Source organism: Streptomyces sp. NPDC050315 (assembly GCF_040655775.1).
Classification (GTDB): Bacteria; Actinomycetota; Actinomycetes; order Streptomycetales; family Streptomycetaceae; genus Streptomyces.
This window is the reverse complement of the sequence record NZ_JBFAKN010000001.1, coordinates 134,694-158,120: the sequence shown is the minus strand read 5'-3', so window position 1 is coordinate 158,120 and position 23,427 is coordinate 134,694. Positions and strand designations below refer to the sequence as shown.

General features: G+C 71.2%; 19 protein-coding genes and 1 pseudogene. 14 read left to right on the top strand and 6 right to left on the bottom strand.

What is annotated here, in order from left to right:
* Positions 1-104 precede the first annotated feature (104 nt).
* The 11 genes from AB0I82_RS00715 to AB0I82_RS00665 all read left to right on the top strand — a co-directional run bounded on the left by AB0I82_RS00715 (position 105) and on the right by AB0I82_RS00665 (position 12,086).
* A complete protein-coding gene (locus AB0I82_RS00715) occupies positions 105-1,682 on the top strand; it encodes an ABC transporter substrate-binding protein (RefSeq protein WP_363254834.1) in 1,578 nt (525 codons plus the stop codon).
* Complete coding sequence (locus tag AB0I82_RS00710; protein WP_363254833.1) at positions 1,679-2,755, top strand: ABC transporter permease; 1,077 nt, start codon at positions 1,679-1,681, stop codon at positions 2,753-2,755. Before AB0I82_RS00715 ends, AB0I82_RS00710 begins: the two co-directional genes overlap by 4 nt.
* Complete coding sequence (locus AB0I82_RS00705; protein WP_363254832.1) at positions 2,752-3,642, top strand: ABC transporter permease; 891 nt, start codon at positions 2,752-2,754, stop codon at positions 3,640-3,642. The genes AB0I82_RS00710 and AB0I82_RS00705 overlap by 4 nt, the downstream gene beginning before the upstream one ends.
* A complete protein-coding gene (locus tag AB0I82_RS00700) occupies positions 3,626-4,789 on the top strand; it encodes an ABC transporter ATP-binding protein (protein ID WP_363254831.1) in 1,164 nt (387 codons plus the stop codon). The genes AB0I82_RS00705 and AB0I82_RS00700 overlap by 17 nt, the downstream gene beginning before the upstream one ends.
* Entirely contained in the window at positions 4,786-5,889 is a 1,104-nt protein-coding gene (locus tag AB0I82_RS00695) for an ABC transporter ATP-binding protein (RefSeq protein WP_363254830.1), read from the top strand. The genes AB0I82_RS00700 and AB0I82_RS00695 overlap by 4 nt, the downstream gene beginning before the upstream one ends.
* On the top strand, positions 5,886-8,060 hold the full coding sequence (locus AB0I82_RS00690; RefSeq protein ID WP_363254829.1) for a molybdopterin dinucleotide binding domain-containing protein: 2,175 nt from the start codon (positions 5,886-5,888) through the stop codon (positions 8,058-8,060). The genes AB0I82_RS00695 and AB0I82_RS00690 overlap by 4 nt, the downstream gene beginning before the upstream one ends.
* 11 nt (positions 8,061-8,071) lie before the next feature.
* Positions 8,072-9,211: an LLM class flavin-dependent oxidoreductase gene (locus tag AB0I82_RS00685; protein ID WP_363254828.1), complete on the top strand. Its 1,140-nt coding sequence runs from the start codon at positions 8,072-8,074 to the stop codon at positions 9,209-9,211.
* Positions 9,208-10,047 (top strand): alpha/beta hydrolase, encoded by an 840-nt coding sequence (locus AB0I82_RS00680; RefSeq protein WP_363254827.1) that lies wholly within the window; start codon positions 9,208-9,210, stop codon positions 10,045-10,047. The genes AB0I82_RS00685 and AB0I82_RS00680 overlap by 4 nt, the downstream gene beginning before the upstream one ends.
* Positions 10,044-10,583 (top strand): flavin reductase family protein, encoded by a 540-nt coding sequence (locus tag AB0I82_RS00675; protein WP_363254826.1) that lies wholly within the window; start codon positions 10,044-10,046, stop codon positions 10,581-10,583. The genes AB0I82_RS00680 and AB0I82_RS00675 overlap by 4 nt, the downstream gene beginning before the upstream one ends.
* Before the next feature lie 88 nt (positions 10,584-10,671).
* Positions 10,672-11,310 (top strand): FCD domain-containing protein, encoded by a 639-nt coding sequence (locus AB0I82_RS00670; protein WP_363254825.1) that lies wholly within the window; start codon positions 10,672-10,674, stop codon positions 11,308-11,310.
* A 116-nt stretch (positions 11,311-11,426) separates the two neighbouring features.
* On the top strand, positions 11,427-12,086 hold the full coding sequence (locus tag AB0I82_RS00665; protein ID WP_363254824.1) for a helix-turn-helix domain-containing protein: 660 nt from the start codon (positions 11,427-11,429) through the stop codon (positions 12,084-12,086).
* A gap of 133 nt (positions 12,087-12,219) precedes the next feature.
* On the opposite strand, the pseudogene AB0I82_RS00660 reads toward AB0I82_RS00665, so the two are convergent.
* Both AB0I82_RS00660 and AB0I82_RS00655 read right to left on the bottom strand, forming a co-directional pair.
* Positions 12,220-12,642, bottom strand: a pseudogene (locus tag AB0I82_RS00660) (NAD(P)H-dependent oxidoreductase); the annotation flags it as partial.
* Positions 12,639-13,763 (bottom strand): LLM class flavin-dependent oxidoreductase, encoded by a 1,125-nt coding sequence (locus AB0I82_RS00655; RefSeq protein WP_363254823.1) that lies wholly within the window; start codon positions 13,761-13,763, stop codon positions 12,639-12,641. The pseudogene AB0I82_RS00660 and the gene AB0I82_RS00655, both read right to left, overlap by 4 nt.
* Positions 13,764-13,939: 176 nt before the next feature.
* Here AB0I82_RS00655 and AB0I82_RS00650 point away from each other — a divergent pair, with 176 nt between their 5' ends.
* Positions 13,940-16,336 (top strand): glycoside hydrolase family 3 C-terminal domain-containing protein, encoded by a 2,397-nt coding sequence (locus tag AB0I82_RS00650; protein WP_363254822.1) that lies wholly within the window; start codon positions 13,940-13,942, stop codon positions 16,334-16,336.
* Between the two features lie 68 nt (positions 16,337-16,404).
* On the opposite strand, the gene AB0I82_RS00645 is transcribed toward AB0I82_RS00650, so the two are convergent.
* The 4 genes from AB0I82_RS00645 to AB0I82_RS00630 form a co-directional block, all read right to left on the bottom strand.
* Entirely contained in the window at positions 16,405-17,187 is a 783-nt protein-coding gene (locus AB0I82_RS00645) for a TIM barrel protein (RefSeq protein ID WP_363254821.1), read from the bottom strand.
* Positions 17,188-17,285: 98 nt separating this feature from the next.
* A complete protein-coding gene (locus tag AB0I82_RS00640; protein WP_363254820.1) occupies positions 17,286-18,251 on the bottom strand; it encodes a sugar phosphate isomerase/epimerase in 966 nt (321 codons plus the stop codon).
* Complete coding sequence (locus tag AB0I82_RS00635; RefSeq protein ID WP_363254819.1) at positions 18,248-19,186, bottom strand: sugar phosphate isomerase/epimerase; 939 nt, start codon at positions 19,184-19,186, stop codon at positions 18,248-18,250. The genes AB0I82_RS00640 and AB0I82_RS00635 overlap by 4 nt, the downstream gene beginning before the upstream one ends.
* Positions 19,187-19,250: 64 nt before the next feature.
* A complete protein-coding gene (locus AB0I82_RS00630; RefSeq protein ID WP_363254818.1) occupies positions 19,251-20,537 on the bottom strand; it encodes an MFS transporter in 1,287 nt (428 codons plus the stop codon).
* Positions 20,538-20,877: 340 nt separating this feature from the next.
* Between AB0I82_RS00630 and AB0I82_RS00625 the strand changes: the two genes are divergently transcribed.
* On the top strand, positions 20,878-22,254 hold the full coding sequence (locus AB0I82_RS00625) for an MFS transporter (protein ID WP_363254817.1): 1,377 nt from the start codon (positions 20,878-20,880) through the stop codon (positions 22,252-22,254).
* A 145-nt stretch (positions 22,255-22,399) separates the two neighbouring features.
* Positions 22,400-23,416, top strand: a complete 1,017-nt coding sequence (locus AB0I82_RS00620; protein WP_363254816.1) for a TIM barrel protein — start codon at positions 22,400-22,402, stop codon at positions 23,414-23,416.
* Positions 23,417-23,427: the final 11 nt, after the last annotated feature.

Below are 23,427 nucleotides of genomic sequence, written 5' to 3'. Positions count from 1 at the left end.
CTCCGCACCGACGAAACCCCTCTGCCTTGGGCCGCTTCCCGGTCGCCCTACGGCACGTCGGCGTACCTCATGCGTTCGCCGCGGCCGAGAAAGGTGGCATCGCCATGCCGCATCCCCCGTCCCTGCCCACCCCCGAGCCCCCGGGACCGCCCGGCAGTACGGCCGCGCTGGGCCGCCGCTCCTTCCTCGGGCTCTCGCTCGGCGCGGGTGCCGCCCTCGCCCTCAGCGCCTGCGGCGGCCGGGCGACCACGGCGGCCGCGGGGGAGGCCGGCACACTGAAGTGGGGCTGGGACCTGCCGACGTCCTGGGACCCGGTCACCTCCTCCGCCGGCTGGGACGTGCACTCGCTCTCCCTTGTCTACTCGGGGCTGACCAAGCTCGACCCGAAGGGCAACGCCGTACCGGCGCTGGCCGAGTCGTGGAAGTACAACGATGACGGCACCGCAGTCACCTTCACCCTGCGCAAGGGGCTGACGTTCAGCGACGGGACGCCGCTGGACGCCGGCGCGGTGAAGAAGAGCATCGAGCGCGGCCGCGACGAACCCAAGTCGCTCATCGCCTCCCAGCTCGTGGGGGTGCGGAAGGTCATCGCGCGGGACGCCCGCACCGTCGAAGTGCAACTGGCCGAGCCCGACTATCAGTTCCCCACCCTGCTGGCGGGCAAGACCGGCATGGTCGTGAACCCGAAGGTCTTCGAGAAGGACGCCGGATCCCTCGCGACCCGACCGGCAGGATCGGGCCCGTACGCCCTCACTTCCTACGTGCAGAACTCTCGTGCGCTGCTCCGCCGCAACCCGCGCTACTGGGACGCCGACAGCATCAAGGTCGAGAACTTCGAGCTGTACCCGCTGCCCGAGGAATCCACCGTCGTCGCGTCCCTCACCTCGGGTCAGTACAACGTCGCGCAGATTCCGGGCAGCCAGGTCGAGGCGGCCCGCGCCGCCGGCCTCCAGGTCCAGGTGATCCCCTCCATGGTGGTCCGGGTCCTGGACGTGCACATCGGCAAGGAGCCGCTGACCGACCCCGACGTGGCCCTCGCCCTGAAGTACGCCGTCGACCGCGAGGAACTGCTCAAGACCGCCGCCTTCGGGCACGGCGAAGTGACCCGGCAGTTCTTCCCCAAGGGCTACGCGGGGTACGACGAGGACCTCGAAAAGCTCTTCCCCTACGATCCGGAGAAGGCGAAGCAGCTGCTGGCCAAGGCGGGCCACAAGGACGGCCTGGAGATCACACTCACCACTCAACAGGCCGAGGGCGCACCGGAGTTGCTCCAGGCGCAGCTGAAGAAGGTCGGCATCACCGCGAAGATCGAGACCATCCCGGCCGCGCAGGCCACCCAGATCGTCTACGTCCAGCGCAGCAAGGCCCTCTACTTCGACCAGTTCGCCGGGCGGGACGCCGCCACCCAGGCGTTCCAGGTGCTCTTCGGCAAGGAGGGCCTGATGAACCCGGGCCGCACCACCTCGCCCGAGCTGGAGAAGGCCCTCGACGTGGTGCGCCGCACGCCGCTGGACGCGCCCGAATACCCAGAGGTGCTGCAGAAGGCCGCCGGCATCGCCGTACGCACCATGCCCAACGTCTTCCTCTACACCGTCCCGCGGATCCTCGCCCGCAACGCCAAGGTCTCCGAGATTCCGGCCTACGCCGTGGTCCAGCGCTTCGAGGGGGTCACCGTCTCATGACCACCGCACCCCCGCTCACCGACCGGAACCCGGGCCCGGACGCCCCCGCTCCTCGGCTGCGTCCCTTCGCACGGCGGCTTGCCGCTGCGCCTCGGCCGCTCGGCCGCGTGCTCGCCGTCACCGTCACCGTCTTCCTGCTCGCCTCCCTCCTCACCTTCGCCCTGGGCGCGATGTCCGACGCCAACCCGGCCGCCGCCGTCCTCGGTGACCTGGCAACCCCCGCCGACATCGCCCGCATGGAGCGGCAGTTCGGCCTCGACCAGCCGCTGTACCAGCAGTACTTCAGCTGGCTCGGCAATGCCCTCACCGGGGATCTGGGCACGTCCTGGTTCACCGGGATACCCGTCGCCGACAGCGTCGCCGAGGCCATCCCCGTGGACCTCTCCATCGCCGGGCTCGCGCTGCTGCTCGCCGTCCTCATCGGCGGCGGCGCAGGCATCGCCGCCGCGCTCAACCGTGGCGGACGCATCGACCGGGCCGTCACCCTGGTCTGCTCCACCCTCGCCACCCTGCCGCCGTTCCTCATCGGCATCGTGCTGATCGTCATCTTCGCGGTGCAGCTGAAGCTGCTGCCCACCGGCGGCTACCAGCCCCTGGACGCGGGCGTGGGCCCGTGGATCCAGTACGCGATCCTTCCCGCGTTCGCCCTCAGCCTGGACGCCGCCGCCTCCCTCGCCCGCCAGCTGCGCACCTCCCTCGTCGGCGCGCTGCGCGAGAACTACGTGACCGGCGCCGAGATGCGCGGCTTCTCCGCCCGCCGGGTGCTGTTCGGACATGTCCTGCGCAACGCCGCCGGGCCCGCATTGACCGTCCTCGGCATGAGCGTGCCCCTCATCATCGGCGGCGCCGTCGTCACCGAGAAGATCTTCAACCTGCCCGGCATCGCGCAGCTCTCCCTCCAGTCCGCCGAACAGCACGACGTACCTGTCGTACAGGGCACCCTGCTGGTCACCGTCGTCGTGGTGCTGGCCGCCAACATCGCCGTCAACGCGGCACTGACCGCCCTCGACCCCGCAGCGCGCCGACGCACCTCGGGCCGCCGACCGGCCACCTCCGAAGGGAGCTCCTCATGAGAGCCCTGCGCCGCGCCGCCCGGCCCCGCTCGGCCCGTATCGCGCTCGCCGTCCTGACCGTGATCGTGGTGCTCGCCGTCGCCGGCGGTGCCCTCGCCCCGCACGACCCGCTGGCCCAGAACCCCACCGACATGCTGAGCGGGCCGAGCGCCGCACACCTGCTCGGCACCGACTACCTGGGCCGCGACGTCCTCAGCCGACTGGTGGCGGGTACCGGGTTGTCGGTGGCCGGCGCCCTGGAGGCCGTCGCCGCGGCGATGCTGCTCGGCGTCCTCCCCGGCCTCGCCTCCGTCTGGCTCGGCAGGACCGTGGAATGGAGCCTGCAGCGGGTCGCCGACACGCTCATGATCATGCCGTTCACGGTCTTCGCCATCGCCGTCGTCGCCGCACTGGGCAACGGCATGCACCAGGCGATGCTCGCCCTCGGCGTGCTCTACGCGCCGCTGTACTTCCGCATCACCCGCGCCGCCGCGCTCGGCCTGAAGCAGGCGCAGTACGTCGAGGCCGCCGAACTGATGGGTGCCTCACGGTGGTGGATCCTGCGCACCCACGTCTGGGGCAAGATCCTGCCGACCGTCGCCGTCACCACGGCCCAGGCGGTCGGCCAGGCCCTGCTGGTCGTCTCCTCGCTGACCTTCCTCGGCCTCGGCGTCCAGCCGCCCGCGCCCACCTGGGGCGGCATGCTCGCCTCCGACCTCGGATACCTCGCCCAGCAGCCCTGGGCCCCGCTCATCCCGGGCCTCGCCATCATGCTCACCGTCGGCGCGCTCAACCTGCTGGCGGACGCGATCCGGGACAGCGGAACCGGTACGACCACGCTCCACGACAAAGCCACCGCATCCACCGCCCGTACCGAGGAGGCCGAGCACCGTGTCACGACCGGCTGAGCACCCCGGCAGCACCATCCCCACCGCCAGGACGGCGGCCGGCGCGCACCCCTGTGACGACCCCGTCCACGCGCCCGGCGGACAGCAGTACCCGTTCGCCACGCCCGAGCCCGTACTGACCGTCTCGGGCCTCGACGTCACCATCGGCGGCGAGGTGCCCGCGGTACGCGACGTGACGTTCGCCCTCGGCCGGGGCGAAGCCGTCGGACTGGTGGGGGAGTCCGGCAGCGGCAAGAGCCTGACCTGCCGGTCCGTGCTCGGCGTACTGCCGCCCGGCATCGCGGTGTCCGGCGGGCGGATCACCCTCGCGGACCCCGATGGCGGCGAGCCCGCCGACCTGACCGCCCTGGACCGCTCCCACTGGAACGCCGTACGCGGCCGCCGCATCGGCGCCGTCTTCCAGGACCCCGCCTCCTACCTCAACCCCTCGCTCACCGTCGGCCGCCAGCTCGCCGAACAACTGCGGGTCGGCCGCGGCCTCTCCCGCACCGAGGCGCACGACCGGGCCGTCGCACTCTTCGCCGCCGTCGGCCTGCACCGCCCGGCCGAGCTGTACCACCGCTACCCGCACGAGCTCTCCGGCGGCATGCTGCAACGCGTCCTGATCGCCATCGCGGTCTCCTGCGGCCCGGAGCTGCTCATCGCCGACGAGGCGACCACCGCACTCGACGTCGTCATCCAGGCCGAGATCCTCGAACTCCTCCAGGACCTGCGGGACTCCCATGGCCTGGCCCTGCTGCTGGTCACCCACGACCTCGCCGTCGTCGCCGAGAGCTGCGACCGCGTCATCGTCATGTACGCCGGGGAGATCGTCGAGGACGGCCCCACCGCCGAGGTGCTGGCCGCACCCGCCCATCCGTACACGGAGGCGCTGTTGCGCGTCGCGTCGATCGGGGAGTGGGGCCGCCGCGAGCTGGACATCATCCCCGGCCGGCCGCCCGAGACCGGCGCCGCCCTGCCCGGCTGCCGCTTCGCCGACCGCTGCGCATACGCGACCGAGGAATGCACCGCCGCACCCGTGGCCCTGCGCACCGTGGGCGACGGACGCACGGCCCGCTGCCTGCGCCCCGCCCGGGACCTGGAGGACCTGCCGCCTCGTTCCGGCGCTGCGGCCCGCACAACCGTCACGGAAGGAGCTACCGCATGACCACGCCGTCGGACGGCGCGGCGGGCGACGCCCCTGGCACTCCTGCCGAGGGCGAGCCGCTGCTGGACATCACGGACCTGACCGTCTCCTTCGGCCGCGCCCGCTCCGGCGCCACGCGTGTGCTCGCCGGTGCCGACCTCACCGTGCAGGCCGGAGAGATCGTCGGCATCATCGGCGAGACCGGCTCCGGCAAGACCACCCTGGCCCGGGCCACCGTGGGACTCGTACGCGCCGACACCGGCCGCATCGCCTTCGCGGGGCGCGACCTGACCCGGCTGCGCCCCCGCGAACTGCGCGAGTTCCGGCGCTCCGGAGAGCTGCAGTACATGTTCCAGGACCCGCTGCGATCCCAGGACCCCGACCTGACGGTGCGTCGTATCGTCGCCGAACCGCTCGCCGCCGTACGGGCGCTCGGCCGCCAGGAGCGCGCCGCCCGCGTCGACGAGGCACTGTCCCTGGTCGGACTGGATCCGGCTCAGCTCGGCGACCGCACCCCCGGACAGATTTCCGGCGGCCAGCGACAGCGGGTGTCACTGGCCCGCGCCGTCGTCACCCGTCCCCGGCTGCTGTTCACCGACGAACCGGTCAGCGCCCTCGACGCCTCCAACCGCAACCTCGTCCTCGGCCTGCTGGACCGGCTCCGCCGTGAGCTGGGCCTCGCCGTGGTCGTGATCTCCCACGACCTCAGCTCGCTGGCCGGCATCGCCGACCGGGTGGCCGTCCTCTACCGCGGCCGCCTCGTCGAACAGGGCCCCGTCGGCGAGGTACTGGAGCACCCCCGACACCCGTACACCGCCCTGCTGACAGCCTCGGCACCGAGCGTACGGCGCGAACACCGGCTGCTCCCCGCCGACCTGCGCGCCCCGAAGGACCGCGAACCGTGGCCGGACGACGTGGGCTGCGTCTTCGCTCCCCGCTGCCGCTTCGCCACGCCCCAATGCCGTACGGAGCCCACCGCCGGGCCGGTCCTGGAGGGTCGTACGGAGTTCATTGCCGAAACCGGACTCGACCGCACCGAGGCCTCCGCCCACCACGTCGCCTGCCACCACGCCGCCACCTGGCGCGAGCGAGTACCGCAGCACGCCGGGGTGGCATCGTGACGGCCGGCGGCACCGTGGCGCCCACCGCCCGGCACGCCGACATCGTGCTGCCCACGACCACCACCCTGGAACGGGAGGACATCGGCGGCGGCCGGCGGGACACCCACCTCATCGCCATGCACCGGGCCGTCGACCCCGTCGGTGAGGCCCGCGACGACTACACGATCCTCACCGGGCTCGCCGCCCGCCTCGGCTTCGCCGACCGCTTCACCGAAGGCCGCACCCCGCGCGAGTGGCTGACCCATCTCTACGGCACCTGGCGCGAGGACCTGCGGGCCGCCGGCGCCGATGTGCCCGCCTTCGAGGAGTTCTGGGCGTCGGGGGAGTACCGGCTGCCCGAAGGCCCCCGCGACATCACCCTCTTCGCGGACTTCCACCGCGACCCCGTACGCCATCCGCTGGCCACCCCCAGCGGCCGTATCGAGATCAGCTCCGCCACCATCGTCGGGTTCGGCCTGCCGGACTGCCCGGGACACCCCGCCTGGCTGCCGCCCGACGACTGGCACGGCAGCCCCGCCGCCGCCCGCCACCCGCTGCTGCTCATCGCCAACCAGCCCGACAACCGCCTGCACAGCCAGTACGACGTCGGCGCCGTCAGCCTCGCCGGGAAGGTCGCGGGCCGGGAGGCCGTCGAGCTGCACCCGGACGACGCGGCGGCCCGTGGCATCGCGGACGGTGACGTCGTACGGCTCTTCAACGACCGAGGTGCGGTGCTCGCCGGCGCCGTGCTCCACGACGGGCTGCGCCCCGGAGTGCTGCGGCTGCCGACCGGCGCGTGGTTCGACCCCGTACCGGACGACTCGGATGCTCCGGGCAGCCTGCCGCTGTGCGTTCACGGCAATCCCAACACCCTCACCGCCGACGTCCCGAGCTCTCGCCTCACCCAGGGCTGCACTGGTCAGCACGCCCTGGTGGAGGCCGAGAAGTACGAAGGAGAACCGCCACCCGTGACAGTGCATCAGCCGCCGCTCCTGCTCGCCCGCGCGTCCGCCCCGGAATCCACTGCCGCGTTGGCCCGCCCGGACTACGACCGCCTGCCTGATGTGCGCCGGGAACTGGCCGCACGCGCCGCCGAGCACGATCGCGACGCCACCTTCCCCACCGAAGGCTTCGCCCTCGTGCACGAGGCGGGACTGCTCACCGCCACCGTCGGCACCCGCAACGGCGGACCGGGCGCGGGCCTCGCCGACACCGTACGGATCCTGCACGCACTCGGCGCGGGAGACCCGGCCGTCGCGCTGGTCACCGCCATGACCCTCTTCGTCCACGCGGGCGAGGCCCGCACCCCCGGCTGGCCGCCCGCCGCCTACGCTGCACTCCTCGCCGCGTCGGCCGAGGGCCCGGCCCTGGTCAACGCGTTGCGCGTGGAGCCGGAGCTCGGCAGCCCGGTACGCGGCGGACTGCCCGCCACCACCGCTCGCCGCGACGGCGACGACTGGCTGCTCACCGGACGCAAGATCTACTCCACCGGCGCGGTCGGCCTCAGCCACCTGCTGGTCTTCGCCCGCACCGACGAGGACCCCGTACGCGTCGGCACCTTCATCGTCCGCGCCGGCAGCCCGGGCCTCCGCATCGAGGAGACCTGGGACCACGTCGGCCTGCGCGCCAGCCGCAGCGATGACGTCGTCCTCGACGCCGTACGTGTCGCGGGCGACGACGTGATCGGCCTCGACGTGCCCGGCGACGTCCCCGGCGCCCGCCCCGACACCGTCACCGGCGCCTGGAACGCTCTCGGCCTCACCTCCCTCTACCTCGGCGTCGCCGAAGCCGCCCGCGACTGGCTCACCGGCTTTCTGCACGAACGCGTCCCCACGGGACTGGGTGCACCGCTGGCGACCCTGCCGCGCTTCCAGACCGCCGTCGGCGAGATCGAGATCCGCCTCACCGGCGCCCGCACCCTCCTGCACGCCCTCGCCACCGCCGTCGACGCCGGGGACGCCGACGCCGCCGAACAGGCCGCGGGCGCAAAGGTGCTGGGCACCCGCGCCGCCATCGACTCCGTCGAGCAGGCCGTCTCCCTCACCGGCAACCACGGCCTGACCCGCGCCAACCCGCTCCAGCGCCATTACCGCGACGTGCTCTGCTCCCGCGTCCACACCCCGCAGGACGACGCCGTGCTCGCCGCCGCGGGCCGGGCCGCGCTCGCCCGCCACACCGTTCCCGCCTCATAGAAAGGCCCCTCATGGCCACCCCCTCCGTCGAGTTCATCGGCATGATCGGCACCCGGGACGCCTCCGAGACCCGGCCCGCCACCGGCCCCGCGATCGACCCCGACTACACAGTCCGCTTCGCACGCGCCCATGAGGACGCAGGCTTCGACCGCATCCTCATCGGCTACAGCTCCGGCCGACCCGACGGCGTACAGGTCGCCGCGCACGTCGCCGCCCGCACCGAGCGCCTCGGCCTGCTCATCGCGCACCGGCCCGGCTTCATCGCGCCCACCCTCGCGGCCCGTACCTTCGCCACCCTCGACCAGTTCACCGAGGGACGCGTCGCCGTCCACACCATCACCGGCGGCAACGACACCGAGCAGCGCCGGGACGGCGACTACCTGAGCAAGGACGAACGCTACGACCGCACCGACGAGTACCTCGGCATCCTCCGCCGGGCCTGGGCGTCGTCCGAGCCGTTCGACCACACCGGCCGGCACTACCGCTTCGAGGACTACGGCTCCGAGGTGCTGCCCTACCGCGAGTCGGGCATCCCCCTCTACTTCGGCGGCTCCTCCGAGGCCGCGTACCGGGTCGGCGCCAAGCACGCCGACACCTTCGCACTGTGGGGCGAACCGCTGGCCGAGACGGCCCAGCAGATCGCCTCCGTACGCGCCGCCGCCGAGGCCGCGGGACGCGCCGAGCCGCCCGGCATCAGCGTCTCCTTCCGTCCCATCCTCGCCCCCACCGAGGAACTGGCCTGGGAGCGGGCGCACCGCATCCTCGACACCATCAAGTCCGGTGCCGGACGCCCCTTCTTCGACCAGGCACGCCACCACCAGAACGTCGCGAGCCCGGCGAACGTCGGCTCCCAGCGCCTGCTCGCGGCGGCCGCCAAGCAGGACCTGCACGACCGCGCCCTGTGGACTCCCACCGCCACCGCCAGCGGGGCGGGCGGCAACACCACAGCCCTGGTCGGCACCCCGGAAACCGTTGCCCAGGCGCTCCTGGACTACGTCGACATCGGCGCTACCACCCTCCTCATCCGCGGCTACGACCCGCTGGACGACGCCATCGACTACGGCCGGCACCTCCTTCCGCTCGTCCGCCAGGAACTCGCCCACCGCGCCGCCACCCGGAGCGCCCCCACCGCGGCAGGAACCACCCGATGACCGGCCTCCACACCACGCACGCACCCGCGGAGGCCGCCACCACCTGGCAGCCGCCGGCCGGAATCGCCCCGCGCGGCACCCTCGTCGTCCTGCCGGGCCGCGGTGAACACGGCCTCGTCTACGAACGCTTCGGCCGCCGCCTCGCCGCCGACGGCTACGTCGTGCATGCTCTGGACACCACACCGGACCTGACGGCCGAAGAGGTGAGCGCCGCCGTCACCACCGCGGCAGGCACCGCCCCGACCACCCCTCTCGTCCTCGTCGGCAGCGACACCGGAGCCCTCCAGGCCCTGCACGCGGCGGCCGGAAAGGGCCACTACGGCCTGCCCCTCGCAGGCGTCGTGCTGACCGGCATCGCGACCACCGAGGTGACGGCCCGTACGGAGGTGTCCGGAGACCTGACCGGTGGTGACGTTCGCGGAGCCGTCGAGGTCGACGTCCAGGAAGCGGACGGCTGGGACGCCGAACTCGCGGCGCGTACGTCCTGCCCCACCCACCGCGCCCGGCTCACCGACGACCAGGCCATCGTCCGCGGTGCCCTTGCCACCCCCGCCCCGGCCCATCTGACCGCTGAGGCGGTGACGGACCTCCCCGCCCTCCTCCTGCACGGAGCCGCCGACCCCGTCACGCCGCTGGACCGGGCGCGCGCCCTCGCGGCACGGCTGCCGCGGGCCGCATTCGGTGTGCTGCACGAGGGCGTGCACGACGTGCTCAACGACGCCTCGCACCGCAGCACCGCTGCCACCGTCGTGCTCTGGCTCGAACGCCTGCGGACCGGCGCGGAGCCGCACCCAGTGCTCACCATCGAGGACCCCATCGGAAGGACCGCGGCATGACCGCCTCCACCCACACCCGACCGCGCCCTCTGCCCAGTACCGACACGGAGGACCCCGTCTCGGAAGCCGACATACTGCGCCGCACGCTGCGAAGGCATGCGGCGGGCGTCACCGTCGTCACGGTGCCAGGCCCGGCCGGCTTCACCGCCACGTCCTTCACCTCGGTGTCCCTCGAACCGCCCCTGGTCTCCTTCTACCTGGGCCGCACGGCCTCCACCGTCGAAGCGGTGCGCACGGCCGACCGCTTCGCCGTCCACGTGCTGGGACCGCAGAACGCCGCACTCGCCGGGCAGTTCGCTCGCAGCGGCATCGACCGTTTCGACGGGGTTCCCTGGACGCCGTCGGACGACGGCCTCCCCGTGCTCGACGGAGTCCCCTCCTGGCTCACCGCCCGTGTGACCCTCCGCCAGGCCATCGGCGATCACCTGTTGGTCGTCGGGCAGGTCGACGGGGGAGGGGCCGACGGCTCGTCCGCCGGTCTCGTCTACCACGCGGGTGCCTTCGCCGAAGCCGGTGCTCTCACGTCCAGGGACTGACGAGTCGGCACGCGGCCGGAGGAGGTCGCGTCGAGGGCAGCGGACGATGGAAGGCCATACGTCTGCCCGCCCGCGCGAACGCCACGCCATGAGAGGCGGCGGCGTCCCGCCATGGTGTGAAAGCGCAGCCGACCGCCTCGACGGCAACCTGCCCGACCGCGTCACCGAGAACGCCCTCGCCCGCCGCTACGACCTCACGCCGAAACAGCTCGCCCACATCCTGCGCCGCATCGCTGTCGAGGGCTGGATCGAGCAGCTCCCCGGATACGGCTGGGAGTTCCAGCCCACGCTCACCTCGATGGACTCCTACCAGGACAGCTACCGTTTCCGCCTGACCATCGAACCCGCGGCGGTCCTCGAACCCGGTTTCGTCCTGGACCGCGAAGCCCTCGAATCTGTCCGCGCACAACAACAACGCCTGGTGGACGGAGAGATCCGCACCATCGGCAATGCCCAGCTGTACGACCTCAACAGCCGTGTCCACGAAGCCGTGATGGCGTGCAGCCACAACTCCCTCTTCATCGACGCCCTGCGCCGCGTCGACCGCCTCCGCCGGCTCATCGAGTACCGCCGTTCCCTCCAGCGCGACCGCGCAGCCGTACGCTGCGCGGAGCACGTGGAGATCGCCGACCTCCTCCTGGCCGGCAAACGCGCCGAAGCGTCGGCCTACCTGCGCGAGCACCTGTCCTCCGTCGGCAAGGAGAAGGTGCGCAGACCGGCCGGCTGACCAGCAGACGAGCCGACTCCCACGGCACACCGACGGCAGCGTGCGCGGCGCCGGTTCCGAGCGCGAGGTCGAGGTAGGTCATCAGGAGCGGACAATGCCGCACGTAGACTGTGCGGGTGCCTGCATCCATCAATCGAGACTCAGCGTCCGGCGGTATCCGAGCTCCCAAGCAGGAGCGCAGCCAGCGGTCCTTCGAGCTGGTGCTGGATACGACGCTCGACCTGCTCGCGGAGAAGGGGTACGCGGGGTTCGCGTTGACCGAGGTGAGCCGCCGCTCCGGCGTGTCGGTGGGCTCCATCTACACCCGGGTCGACGGCAAGGACGACCTGCTGCGGGCCGCGCAGAGCCGGTTCCAGGAGCAGATGCTCGCCGAGCACCATACGCTGACGGAACCGGAGCGCTGGGTCGGGTTCTCGCTGGACCAGCTGCTGCCGAGCCTGATCGCGGAGTTCGCCGAGTTGCTCAAGCGGCGCGGCCGGGTACTGGGCGCTTTCCTGCAGCGCGGTGCAGCCGACCCGGAAGTCGCCAAGGTCGGCAAGGGTGCGTACTTCGACATCCGGGACCGCTTCGTCGGCCTGATCCTCACCCACCGCGACGAGATCCGGCACCCGGATCCGGAACGCGCGGTGGGCTCGTGTTTCACGACGGTGTACGCGGCCCTCGCCCGTGGCCTCGCCCTTGACGTGCCCGCCGAGGCGGCCGAGGGGACCGATCTGTCCACCCTGGTGGAGGACCTGGGCGCGATGACTCTGGCCTTCCTGCGCTCGGACGTCTGAAGCGCAGAGCGAACTCGTGCACCTGGCCGCCGAGCAGGTCCAGTTGGGCCGCGGCCGCGGGCTCGGTGCAGTCACCGGCCGGACCGAAGAGAGGCCCTTGACCGGAGTTGAGAGTCACCCCCAGGGGCGTGGGCCATCCGCGCATGGCGTGGACGACGCTGCGCAGCGCGGTCAGGGTGGTGCCGCATGCCTGCCAGCCGGCAGCCGTGACGACGAGCCCCACCGCCCTGCCGTCGAAGTAGACCCGGTCGTCGTCACGCAGGTCCTCCAGCAGGTCAAGGGCGTTCTTGACCAGTCCGGAGATGCCACCGTGGTACCCGGGCGAGCCGATGACCAGGCCGTCGGCCTGCCGGACCACCTCGACCAGACGGCGCTGCTCCTCGGTGCGTTCCGGGCGTTCGGGCGCGTAGTGCGGCAGCGAGGAGAGGAAGTCGCCACCGAAATGGGCCGTACGGGCACCACGTCGCTCGGCCGCCGCCAGGGCGGCGCGGACGGCGAGTTCGCTGCTGGAGCCGGGGCGTGTGGTGCCGCCGATGCCGACGATCAGGGGGCTCATCGCTCGTCCCCCGCGGGCGCCGCGTCGCGGAAGCGGGGCATGACGTCGCGGGCGAACAGGTTCAGGGAGGAGCGGGTCAGTGCGTAACGCTCGGGGGTGAGCGGGCCGTTGGTGAAGCCCATGAGGACGTTGCCCACGCCCAGCTCCTGGTAATGGCTCAGCTGTTCGGCGACCGTGTCGGGGCTGCCGTACAGGCACCAGGTGCGGATCCACTCCTCGCTCAGGGCGTTCGGCGCCTGCGCCGCGGTGAGGTCGACCCCGCTGATCTCCTCGGCCCGCTTGTTGTACGCGTACTCGCGGTCGATGGCCTCCTGGTACGCGGCCAGGATCACCTCCAGCTCCTCGCGTGCCTGCTCGTCGGTCTCGGCGACATGGACGCACTGGTAGGAGTGGGTGGTCCAGGACATGCAGTCGTCGATCACCTCCTGGGGGTGGCCGGAGGAGGCCATGGCGGAGCGGTAGGCGTCGAGGTACTTCTGGAAGGCCGCCGAGGGCTCGCCGCTCGCGGGGATCGGCGGGACGAAGGCCGGGATGAACGCCGGCCAGCCGTACTTCGCGGCCCGTGCGGTGCTCGCCTCGCGCATGGCCACGCTCATCAGCCGGTGCCGGTCGCCGAACGGAGCGGGGACGATCCGCTGGACCACCGCGCCCTTGTAGGGACCGTGCTCGAAGACGATCGGTTCGTCGTCCGTCTTCTTGGCCCACAGTCGCTGTACCAGCTCGACCTGGGACTCCATGAGGTCCTTGGAGTCCTGGAAGTCGACCCCGAAGCCGATCGTTTCCTCGGGGGTGGTCCCGGACCCGATGCCGACCAGCAGCTTTCCCCGAGTGAGGTGGTCGAGGAGGTTGACCCGCTCGGCGAAGCGCACCGGGTGGTGCAGGGGCAGGGTGGTCACCGAGAAGCCGTAGTGGACGTTCTCGGTCTTCGCCGCGAGGTGCGCCGCGAAGAGGAACGGGTCACTGGACATCGGCGCGTATCCGGTGAAGTGGTGGTCGGGCAGGAACACGGCGTCGAAGCCGAGCCGGTCGGCCTCCAACGCGTGGTCGGCCAGGGTCTGGAGGACGTAGGAGTCGTCGTCCGGGCTCATGGAGCGGCCGACGAGGAACACGGAGAAGCGCACGGAGGCACCTCCAGAAAGAGAAAGTGAATCAGAATTGTGATTCTGAAAGTAGGTGGGAACGGGGGAGGCGTCAAGGCGTTGACCCGGGCAGGTCGGCGGCTTAGGTTGAAACAGAATCATGCTTCTGATTTTTGGAGAGGTGAGCTCGTGCCCCGCCGCCTCGCGCTGGAGGTCTTATGACGCATCCCCTCGACCCGGCTCGCGCCGCCACGCTCACTGCCGGCGCCAGCGGCTGGCGCACCGTCGCCGAACCGGCCCTCGGGCTGCGGCCGTTGTCCCTCGTCGACGGCCCTCTCGGTCTGGTCAGCCCCACCTTCGACGAGCGCGAGACGTCCTTGCTGCTGCCGAGCGGGATGGCGCTGGGCGCGACCTGGGACCCGGACGTGGTGCGGGCCGTGGCGGCCACCGAGGCGTCGGAGGCCCGGCGCCGCGGCTTTGACGCGGTCTACGCGCCCAACCTCAACCTGGCCCGCACCGGGCTGTCCGGGCGCACCTTCGAGATGCTGTCGGAGGACCCGCTGCACGCCGGCGTCCTGGGCGCGGCCTTCGTGGCCGGCCTCCAAGGACAGGGCGTGGCCGCGGTACCCAAGCACCTGGTGTGCAACGACACCGAGACCGCCCGTCAGCGGATGAGCGCCGAGGTCGGTGACACCGCTCTGCGCGAGGTGTACCTGCGTCCCTTCGAGATGGCCGTCCGGGCGGGCGCCTGGGGCGTGATGGCCGCCTACAACCGGCTCAACGGCACCCCGTGCGCGGCCCACGCCGAGTTGCTGGCGATCCTCAAGCAGGAGTGGGGGTTCGACGGGCTCGTCGTCTCCGACTACTTCGCCCTCAAGGAAACCCTCGGCCCGGCGCTCGCCGGCCTGGACCTGGAGATGCCCGGACCGGCCATTCACTTCGGCGAGCGGCTGGCGGACGCAGTGGAGCGCGGCGAGGTGCCCCGGGACCGGCTCGACGACATGGTGGACCGGCTGCTGCGTCTGGCCCGGAGGGTCGGCGCCGTCGACGGATACGCGCGACAGGTGTCCGAGCCCGGTGCCGGCGTTGCGGCGGACCGTGCCGAGCAGGTACTCGCCGACGCGGCCGTCGCGTCGTTCGTGCTCACTCGCAACGAGGGCGGACTGCTGCCGCTGGAACCCACGGCCCTGCACCGGCTCGTGGTCATCGGTCCCAACGCTGACCGGCCCTGCTATCAAGGTGCCACCTTCGGACGCATCCGCCCCGTCCGGACGCCGGTCACCCCTGTGGAGGCGCTGCGCGAACGCTACGGTCCCCACTGTGAGATCGTGCACGAGCGAGGCGTGGACACGACGCCCGCGGCCACCTTCGCCGGCTTCCGCGTCACCACGCCCGATGGTGAGCCCGGCGTACGGCTCGAACACCATCGCGCCGGCCGGAACGTGCTCTCCGAGGTCCGTGCGGACAGTGCGTTCATCTGGTTCGGCACGGTTCCGGGAGCCGGGCCCACAACCGAGCCCGGATCGGTACGGCTCACCACCCGGTTCACCCCCGACACCGAAGGGTGGTGGACCTTCGGCGCCGGGGGCTCCGGCGAGATCGTGCTGACCGTCGCGGACAAGGAACTCGTCCGGCGCCCGGCTCCCGCCGCGGGGGATGTCATGGGGCAGGTCGCGCGGTCCGAGACGACGACGGGGGAGATCGAACTCGCGGCCGGTGAGCCGGTGACCGTCGTGGTCGAGATGGGGTTCGAAGGCGGCCCGGTCCAGGCGCTGACGGTCAGTTGCGCGCCGCCGCCCGTACCGGGAGCGCTGGAACGCGCCCGGAGAGCCGCCGCGGACGCTGACGCGGTGGTGCTCGTGGTCGGTGACGAACTCCAGACGTCACGGGAGAGCAAGGATCTGGCGGACTCGGCGCTGCCCACCGCGCAGTGCCGGCTCATCGAGGAGGTGACCGCGGCCAACCCCCGCACGGTGGTCGTCGTCAACGCCGGCCGGCCCGTCCACGCGCCATGGGCGGATGCCGCCCCCGCTGTGCTGCAGGGCTGGTTCTCCGGGCAGGGCTTCGGCCCGGCTCTCGCGCGGGTGCTGTCCGGCGACGACGAACCGGGTGGCCGGATGCCGGTTACCGTGCCCCTGCACGACGCAGACCGCTCCACGTACGGCGAGACCCTCGATGACGACTTGCGGCGCCACTACGACGCTGCCGAACCGATCGGCTACCGGCACCTGGCGTGCACGGGTACCCCGGCGCGCTTCGCCTTCGGTTCCGGGTTCGGCTACACCACGTGGCGGCTCGGTCCCGCCCGGCTGGAGCGGCGGGGGGAGAGCCTGGCGGTGTGCCTGGAAGCCGCCAACACCGGTGACCGCGCGGGGCGGGAGGTGGTGCAGGTCTACGTCCGGGCTCCGGGCGAGGCAGACGCACGGCTCGCGGGGTTCACCGGAATCCGCGCCGGCGCCGGGCGCAGCAGCGAGGCGGAGATACTGCTCGAACCGCGGACCTGGCAGCGCTGGGACACCGTCGCCGGTGACTGGGTGGTGCCACCCGGCCGCCACGAGGTGCTGGTCGGCCGGTCGGCGGAGGAGATCGTGCAGATTCTGGAGTACGAGCCGTAGGAGCGGAGTAGAGCGGGGAGAAAGGAGCGGGGAGGCCGGCCGGCCTCCCCGCTCCTTTCTCCTGCTGCTCAGAGGGACGCCGCGACGTCCGCGATGACCTGGAGCGAGGCACGGGACTCGGTGGCCGGCCGGTACTCCAGGCCGATCGGTCCGTCGTAGCCGAGCCGGCGCAGCGTCCTCAGTTGTGCGGCCCAGTCCACGGTGCCGGTGCCCGGTTCGGTCCGGTCCGGCAGATCTGCGATCTGGACGTGCGACACGGACTCCATCGCTCCCGTCAGCTCGTGTTCGGGCACTTCGCCCATCTGCAGTGAGTGGTAGGCGTCGTAGAGCAGGGCGAGCCCGGGGGAGCCGACCGTGCGTACGGCCGCGAGGCACTCGGCGGTCGTGTCGAACAGGGTGCCGGGGTGGTCCACCCGTGTGTTGAGGTTCTCCAGCAGGATGGTCACTCCGTGGGCGGCGGCGATCTCGGCACCGGCTCGCAACGCCTCCACGACGATGTCGTGCTGTACGGCTCGCTTCATGTACGGCAGTCCGACCCCCGAACCGGTGACGATACGGCTGCAGCCGAGTCGTACAGCGGCCGCGGCGGCGGCGCGGACGTGTCCGAGGAACTCTTGGTGGGTGTTGCGGTCGGAGAGGGGCAGCCGGCCCTCGATCAGGAGGGTGTGCAGGCCGGTGCCGGTGGCGTCGAGTGCTTTCGCGAGGGCATCGAGGTCCTTGTCGCTGTGCGACCAGATCTCGACGGTGCCGATGCCGTGTTCAGCGGCGGCCCGGACACGTTCCCCCGGATCGTCGCCCACTTCGTGGAACAGCAGCTCGATGTTGGCGGACAGGGGCAGGTTTCGGGACATGCTCACTCCCGTGACAGAAGGAGAACCCGCGACGGTGACCGCGGGTACAGTCGGTACGCGCCGGTTCCTCGGAGGGGCGCGTGCCGGTAGGCGTGGTCTCAACGGGGCAGCAGCCGCTGGGCGTACCAGCCGTTGAGCATGGCGCTGCGCGCCGGGTTGGGGGTCTGCTCGCTCTCGAAAACGGCCCAGCCGGACCAGGCGCGGGTGCGCAGCCGTTCGGCGAGCGCGGGGAAGTCGACCAGTCCGCCGGACGTGCCGCACTCGTAGAACCAACGCTCGATGCCGCGTGCGCCGCCCTCGGAGAGCATGCCGGCCTCCGCGTGCGGCAGCAGGCGCTCACCTGCCTCGTCGACGTGGCGCGTGTCCTTCAGATGAAGGTGGTCGACGCGGTCGTGGTGGGAGTCGAAGAGCCGTACCGGGTCGAGTCCGGCGACGGTCAGCTCGGCGGTGTCCAGGGTCAGCCCGACCAGTGCCGGGTCGGTCTCGACGAGCAGCTCGGCCAGTGTCTTCTCCTCGGCGGCGGCGCTGAGGCAGTCCACGTGCAGGGACAGCCGTACGCCGGTCTGCGCGACAGCCGCGCCCACCGTGTTCCAGCCCGCCGCGGCGGCGGCGATCAGCGCGGCACCGGGCCGTCCGTCCAGCGTCCAGGCGGCCGGCAGGGCGCGCACCACGAGCCGGCTGCCGCCGGCCTCGGCGAGGAACTCGGCGAAGGGGAGCAGGGCTTCGGCGATCTCCTCGTGCTGGGCGCGGTCCAGGACGGAACGGCCGCGGCTGAGCTCCTCGTCCACCGGCTCACCGGGGTCGACGTACCAACTGCTGACCGCTTCCAGGCCGGTACGGCGGACGAGGTCGAGGAAGGCGGCGGTGGAACCGTAGGTGGCGGCGATGGAGGCGGGCCGGCCGAGCGGGTCCCAGCGTCCGGTGCCGGCGCGCAGCTCGACGCCGGTGAATCCGCAGGCGGCGATGACCTTCAGTGCGCGCTCGTGTTGTTCGGGCCGGGTGAAGTCGTCGAAGTTCGGCTTCCACTGATTAATGGCACAGCCGAGGCGGATGGGGGCGCTCATGCGTAGATCTCCGACAGGACGTTGCGGGCGTACCACATGGACAGGGCGGTGGCCTCGGCGTAGTCGCCGTTGACGTTGGCCTTGTCGTGCTCGACGCTGATCCAGCCCGTGTAGCCGACGTCCTTGATGGCCCGCATCAGCCGGGGGAAGTCGACCAGGCCGCCCTCGGTGCCCATCTCGTAGAACCACTGGTCCGTCTGAGGGGCCATCAGCTCGGCGTCCGGACTGTGCCGGTAGGCGTCGGTGGTGTCGCGCTGGCGGGTGTCCTTGAAGTGGAAACCCGAGCAGCGCTCGTGCAGGTCGAGGAAGAGCGTGACGGGATCGATGCCCGCGATGCAGTGCTGGGCGGTGTCGCAGAAGAAGGACACGTACCGCGGGTCGGTCCACTCGTAGAACTTGCGGATGTCGTCCTCGGTGCGGATGGCGCAGAAGAACTCGTGGTGGCAGGTGGTGCGTACGCCGAACTCGCTGAGCGTCATCTCACCGACGCGGTTCCAGCACTCGGCCGCCGCCTTGATCTTGTCGTCGGTGACCGGGGCGGTCGTGGTGTAGAGACTGGCGGGCATCACGATGAGGCTCTCGATGTCGAGGCTCTCCCACATGCCGAGCATCCGGCGGGTGCTGTCGACGATCTCGTCATGCGTCTCGCGGACGTGGGCGTCGGCCACGCGCGGGTCGTACATGATGCCGCGGAACAGGTTGACTATCTTCTCGATCCCGTGGTCGCGCAGGTAGCGCTGGTATCCGTCGACGGAGCCGAACATGCCGGTCAGGGCGTAGACCTGGAAGTCGAACAGGTCCAGCCCCTCGAACCCCACCGCACTGATCTGCTTGACGAAGTCGTCCATGTGGCGTCGGGCGGCGTACTGCGTGACCGGACCCCGTGGGCTGTCCGCCCGCCAGTGGTCCATGTAGCTCCAGCGGAGCGCGGGCATGGCGATCAACTCCTGGGTGAGGGTGCGGAGGTGAGGCGATTAAAGCAGAATCAAGATATTGATTCTAGCGTTGTGTGTGCTTGCCGTGCCGCGCGCCGGCGTGCCGGTCGCTCTCTCCGAGCCGGTGCCGGGGGAGCAGAAACGCCAGGGCGAGACCTGAGAGGAAGCAGGCGGCGGTCACCACGAGGACCGGTGCGAAAGCCGCTCCGGCAGCCCGGCCCGGTGCCGCGGCAAGGCCGTGCGCCGCCAGTGATCCGAGCACGGCGGTTCCCGTCAGTACGCCGATCTCGCGGACGAAGGCCAGGCTTGCGGTGACCTTTCCGGTGGCGCCCGAAGGACCGGCGTCCTGTGCTGCCACGACGATGAGTTGCATGAACAGCCCCGTGCCCAGAGCGAGTACCGCCAGCAGTCCCGCCACAACGGGCAGCGGCGGCATCCGCCCGGCGATGACGGCCAGCGTCGCGGCGGCCGCCGCGGACAGCGCGCAGCCCACGACGGGGAAGGCCCGCCAGTGGCCCCACCGTCGTACCGCCAGGCCGGACGCGTTCGTCCCGATGACGATGCCCAGGGTCACCGGCAGCAGCATCAGGCCCGCCACGGACGCCGACGTGCCGTACATCCCCTGGATCCACGCGGGGATGTAGGCCAGCACGCCGAACAGGCCGAACCCCGCGAGGAGCGCCAGCAGGCAGCACAGCAGAACGGTGCGATGGCGCAGTGCCTGCACCCGCAGCGCGGGGTTCCCAGCACGCCGCTCCGAGTGGGTGCGCCCGGCGGGGGCGGCCGGTACGGCGGTGACCACGAGGACTGCCGCCGCGGCTCCGAGCGGGAGGTTGACCCAGAAGATCCAGCGCCACGACGCGGTGTCGGTGAGCCAGCCGCCCAGTAGCGGGCTCACCACGGTGGCCACGGCGAAGACGGCGCCGAGCGGGCCGAGGTACGCGGCGCGGTCACGGACCGGTACCGCGTCGGCCACCACCGCCTGCGGAAGGGTGAGCAGGCCCGCGCCGCCGACACCCTGTACGAGGCGAGCCAGGGTGAGCGCGGTCATGTCGTCGGCCAGGCCGCACGCGATTGATCCGAGAACGAACACGGCGATCGAGGCCAGAAGTGTGCGACGACGGCCGACGCGGTCGCCGAGCGCGCCCGCCGCGGGCATCGTCGAGGTCAGCGCGAGGGTGTAGGCGGTGACAGGCCACGCGGCACGCTCCGCGTCGCCGAGATCGGTGACGACGTCGGGGAGTGCTGTGGCCATCATGGTCTGATCGAGTGCGCCGAGCGCCGTGAGCAGGACGAGGCAGGGGAACAGGGCGCGCCGAGGTGCGCCCGGCCGCCGGGCAGTTGGGCTCATACCGGTCCAGAGGTGAGGCTGACGGCGGCACCGGGCGCGGGAGAGGGGTCGGCTTCCCGACGGGCGGCTCATCGGCGCACCCCGCCGTCGCCCGCAGTATGCCCGCTGCAGCGGCTCCGCCGACATGCCGCAGCCGGGACGCCACCGGTACGTCGGCGGGCGGCTGTTGACGTACAGGCAGGTCACGGCGGCGCGGCGGCGGAGGTATCCATGAGACGGATAACCGAAATCAGAATTTTGGATTTACTTTCTCTTGTGCTGAGCGCAACGGTGCGGTGCTCTGTCCATCCAAGGGCGCCGGTCTGGCGTCGTGCCTGCAGAGAAGCGGAGCGCGTTGGATATGACAAGCAGTGCTGTGGAGCAGCCGGCGGCCCAGGATGCGACGGTCCGGCTCGGCTGGCGGGAGAAGTTCGGCTACGGCGCCGGAGACCTCGCCTCCAACCTCTCGTGGAATCTCGTCGGCGGTTTCCTGCTGTACTACTACACCGACGTCGCCGAAGTGCCGGTCGCGGCGCTGGGCACCCTCTTCCTCGTCGCCCGGCTGCTGGACGCCGTGGTCGACCCGGTCATCGGCCTGTTGGTGGACCGCACCAGGTCCCGGTGGGGCAAGGCCCGGCCTTATCTGGTGTTCGCCTCGATACCGTTCGGTGTCGTCGGCGTGCTCACCTTCATGGTCCCGGACATCGGCGACAGCGGGAAACTCGTCTACGCCTTCCTCACCTACCTCACCCTCGGTCTGCTGTTCTCACTGGTGAACGTCCCCTACAGCTCGCTGCTGCCGATGATGACGCGTGACTCGCACGAGCGGATGCAGATGGGCGGCCTGCGGGCGATCGGCAGCTCGGTGGGGTCCATCATCGTCACCGCGACGACGACGCCCTTCGTGGCCTGGCTGGGTGCGGGCGACGAGCAGCGAGGGTGGACGATCGCGACGGTGATCTACAGCGCCCTGAGCGTCGGGTTCTTCGCCGTCGCCTTCCTCACCTGCAAGGAGCGCTACGCGCTGCCTGCCGAATCCGACGGTGTCGGCCTGCGTGCCGCGTTCCGGACGCTGTGGAGAAACCGCCCGTGGAAGGTCGTGTTCGTCTACGGCGTGCTGAACTTCGTGCGTCTGTCCGTGGTGCTCAGCGTGACCGTCTACTTCTGTCTCACCGTCCTGCGCGCGCCCTGGGCCGTCTCCGTGCTGATGCCGCTGGTCTCCGGAACCATGATCGTTGGCGGCATCGTGGCCCCTGCCTACTACCGCCGGCTCGGCAAGCGGCGCGGCAACCTGCTCGTGCTGGCCGTCGGCTTCGTCGGGTGGGCGGCCATGTACCCGGCGGAGGGCAACTTCCCGCTCTTCCTGGCTCTCTACATCGTTGCGACCCTCGCCATCGGCATCTCGATGGTGTCGATGTTCACGATGGTGGCCGACACCGTCGAGTACCAGCAGTGGCGGTTCGGCACGCGCAACGAGGGCCTGCTGTCGTCCGGCATCAGTTTCGCCACGAAGATCGGCTCGGCCATCGGCGCGGCCGGCGTCGCCTACGGGCTGGCGGCGGCCGGCTATCACGCGGGGGAGACCGGCGGGGCGGCAGTCACGGCAATCCGCGTCATGTTCTACGGAGTTCCCCTGGCCCTGGTGGTGGCGCAGGCCGCGACGATGGCACTGTGGGATCTCGACGGGCGGCACGAGGAGATGCGTACCGAGATCGACCGGGCGGCGCACGCCGACTGACCTGTACGGAACGAAGAGTTCGGCGCCGGGAGGCTCCTCTACGCAGCGGAGCCTCCCGGCCAAAAAACAGAATCAGAATCTTGAATTTGTTCGTGATGGGTCTCAAACTGAGGTCCCACAGGCCCCAGCAAGGAGAGCGCAGCCCATGACATCCCCGATCGCCCCCTCCGCCCGGCCGCCGCACGGCATCCGCCGCGGGGTCAGCCTGTACTCGTTCCAGGAGGAGTACTTCCTGCGCACCCTGTCCGTCGAGGACTGCATCGCCGCGGCGGCCGACATGGGCGCGACCGGCATCGAGATCATCCCCGAGCAGTCGATCCCCGGTTATCCCGCGCTCACCGACGAGTTCGTCACGCGCTGGCACGAGTGGATGCGCCGATACGGCACCACCCCCGTCGCCACCAACGCCTTCCTCGACACCAAGCTGCACCCCGACCGCATGCTGACCCTCGACGAACAGGCCGCCCGCGTCCGCCGCGACATCGACATCGCCGTACGACTCGGCGCCCCGATCGTGAAGGCAACCATCAACTTCTCGCCCGAAGTGATGGCGGCCGTCGCCCCGTACGCCGAACAGTGCGGAGTTCGGCTGCTGCTGGAGGTGCACGCCCCGTTCCACTACGACCACCCGTGGATCATCGAGCACCTGGAGGTGATGCACCGCGTCGGCGCTCATGTCCTGGGACTCATGCCGGACATGGGCATTCACGTGCGCCGCTTCCCGCGCGTGGTGAGCGAACGTGCCCTGCGCGACGGCGCCCGGCCCGACCTGGTCGACTACATCGTGCGCACCTATGACGACCACGGCGACACCCACGCGCTCATGGACATCGTCAACTACCGCGGCGGCGGGCCCGTCGAGTTCGGACTGGCCAGGCAGGCCACCCACTACATCTGGTCCGAACCCAAGGAGATGCTCGCTCACTTGCCCTTCATCGGGCACATCCAGGCGAAGTTCTACGAGATGACCGACGAGGGCACCGAGTACAGCATCCCCTACGAGGAGATCGTCCCCGTACTGGTGGACGCCGGCTTCACCGGCTACCTGTCCAGCGAGTACGAGGGCAACCGTCACCTTCAGGACGCCTTCGACGTCGACAGCGTCGAACAGGTGCGCCGGCAGCAGACGATGCTCGCCCGCCTCCTGGGCGAGAGCGTCTGACCACCACCCAC

What these genes read in the sequence shown, in the direction of transcription:
- AB0I82_RS00715 (WP_363254834.1), top strand. Translation starts at nt 105, where the DNA reads ATGCCGCATCCCCCGTCCCTGCCCACCCCCGAGCCCCCGGGACCGCCC.
- AB0I82_RS00710 (WP_363254833.1), top strand. Translation starts at nt 1,679, where the DNA reads ATGACCACCGCACCCCCGCTCACCGACCGGAACCCGGGCCCGGACGCC.
- AB0I82_RS00705 (WP_363254832.1), top strand. Translation starts at nt 2,752, where the DNA reads ATGAGAGCCCTGCGCCGCGCCGCCCGGCCCCGCTCGGCCCGTATCGCG.
- AB0I82_RS00695 (WP_363254830.1), top strand. Translation starts at nt 4,786, where the DNA reads ATGACCACGCCGTCGGACGGCGCGGCGGGCGACGCCCCTGGCACTCCT.
- AB0I82_RS00685 (WP_363254828.1), top strand. Translation starts at nt 8,072, where the DNA reads ATGGCCACCCCCTCCGTCGAGTTCATCGGCATGATCGGCACCCGGGAC.
- AB0I82_RS00680 (WP_363254827.1), top strand. Translation starts at nt 9,208, where the DNA reads ATGACCGGCCTCCACACCACGCACGCACCCGCGGAGGCCGCCACCACC.
- AB0I82_RS00675 (WP_363254826.1), top strand. Translation starts at nt 10,044, where the DNA reads ATGACCGCCTCCACCCACACCCGACCGCGCCCTCTGCCCAGTACCGAC.
- AB0I82_RS00670 (WP_363254825.1), top strand. Translation starts at nt 10,672, where the DNA reads ATGAGAGGCGGCGGCGTCCCGCCATGGTGTGAAAGCGCAGCCGACCGC.
- AB0I82_RS00650 (WP_363254822.1), top strand. Translation starts at nt 13,940, where the DNA reads ATGACGCATCCCCTCGACCCGGCTCGCGCCGCCACGCTCACTGCCGGC.
- AB0I82_RS00645 (WP_363254821.1), bottom strand. Translation starts at nt 17,187, where the DNA reads ATGTCCCGAAACCTGCCCCTGTCCGCCAACATCGAGCTGCTGTTCCAC.
- AB0I82_RS00640 (WP_363254820.1), bottom strand. Translation starts at nt 18,251, where the DNA reads ATGAGCGCCCCCATCCGCCTCGGCTGTGCCATTAATCAGTGGAAGCCG.
- AB0I82_RS00635 (WP_363254819.1), bottom strand. Translation starts at nt 19,186, where the DNA reads ATGCCCGCGCTCCGCTGGAGCTACATGGACCACTGGCGGGCGGACAGC.
- AB0I82_RS00630 (WP_363254818.1), bottom strand. Translation starts at nt 20,537, where the DNA reads ATGAGCCCAACTGCCCGGCGGCCGGGCGCACCTCGGCGCGCCCTGTTC.
- AB0I82_RS00625 (WP_363254817.1), top strand. Translation starts at nt 20,878, where the DNA reads ATGACAAGCAGTGCTGTGGAGCAGCCGGCGGCCCAGGATGCGACGGTC.
- AB0I82_RS00620 (WP_363254816.1), top strand. Translation starts at nt 22,400, where the DNA reads ATGACATCCCCGATCGCCCCCTCCGCCCGGCCGCCGCACGGCATCCGC.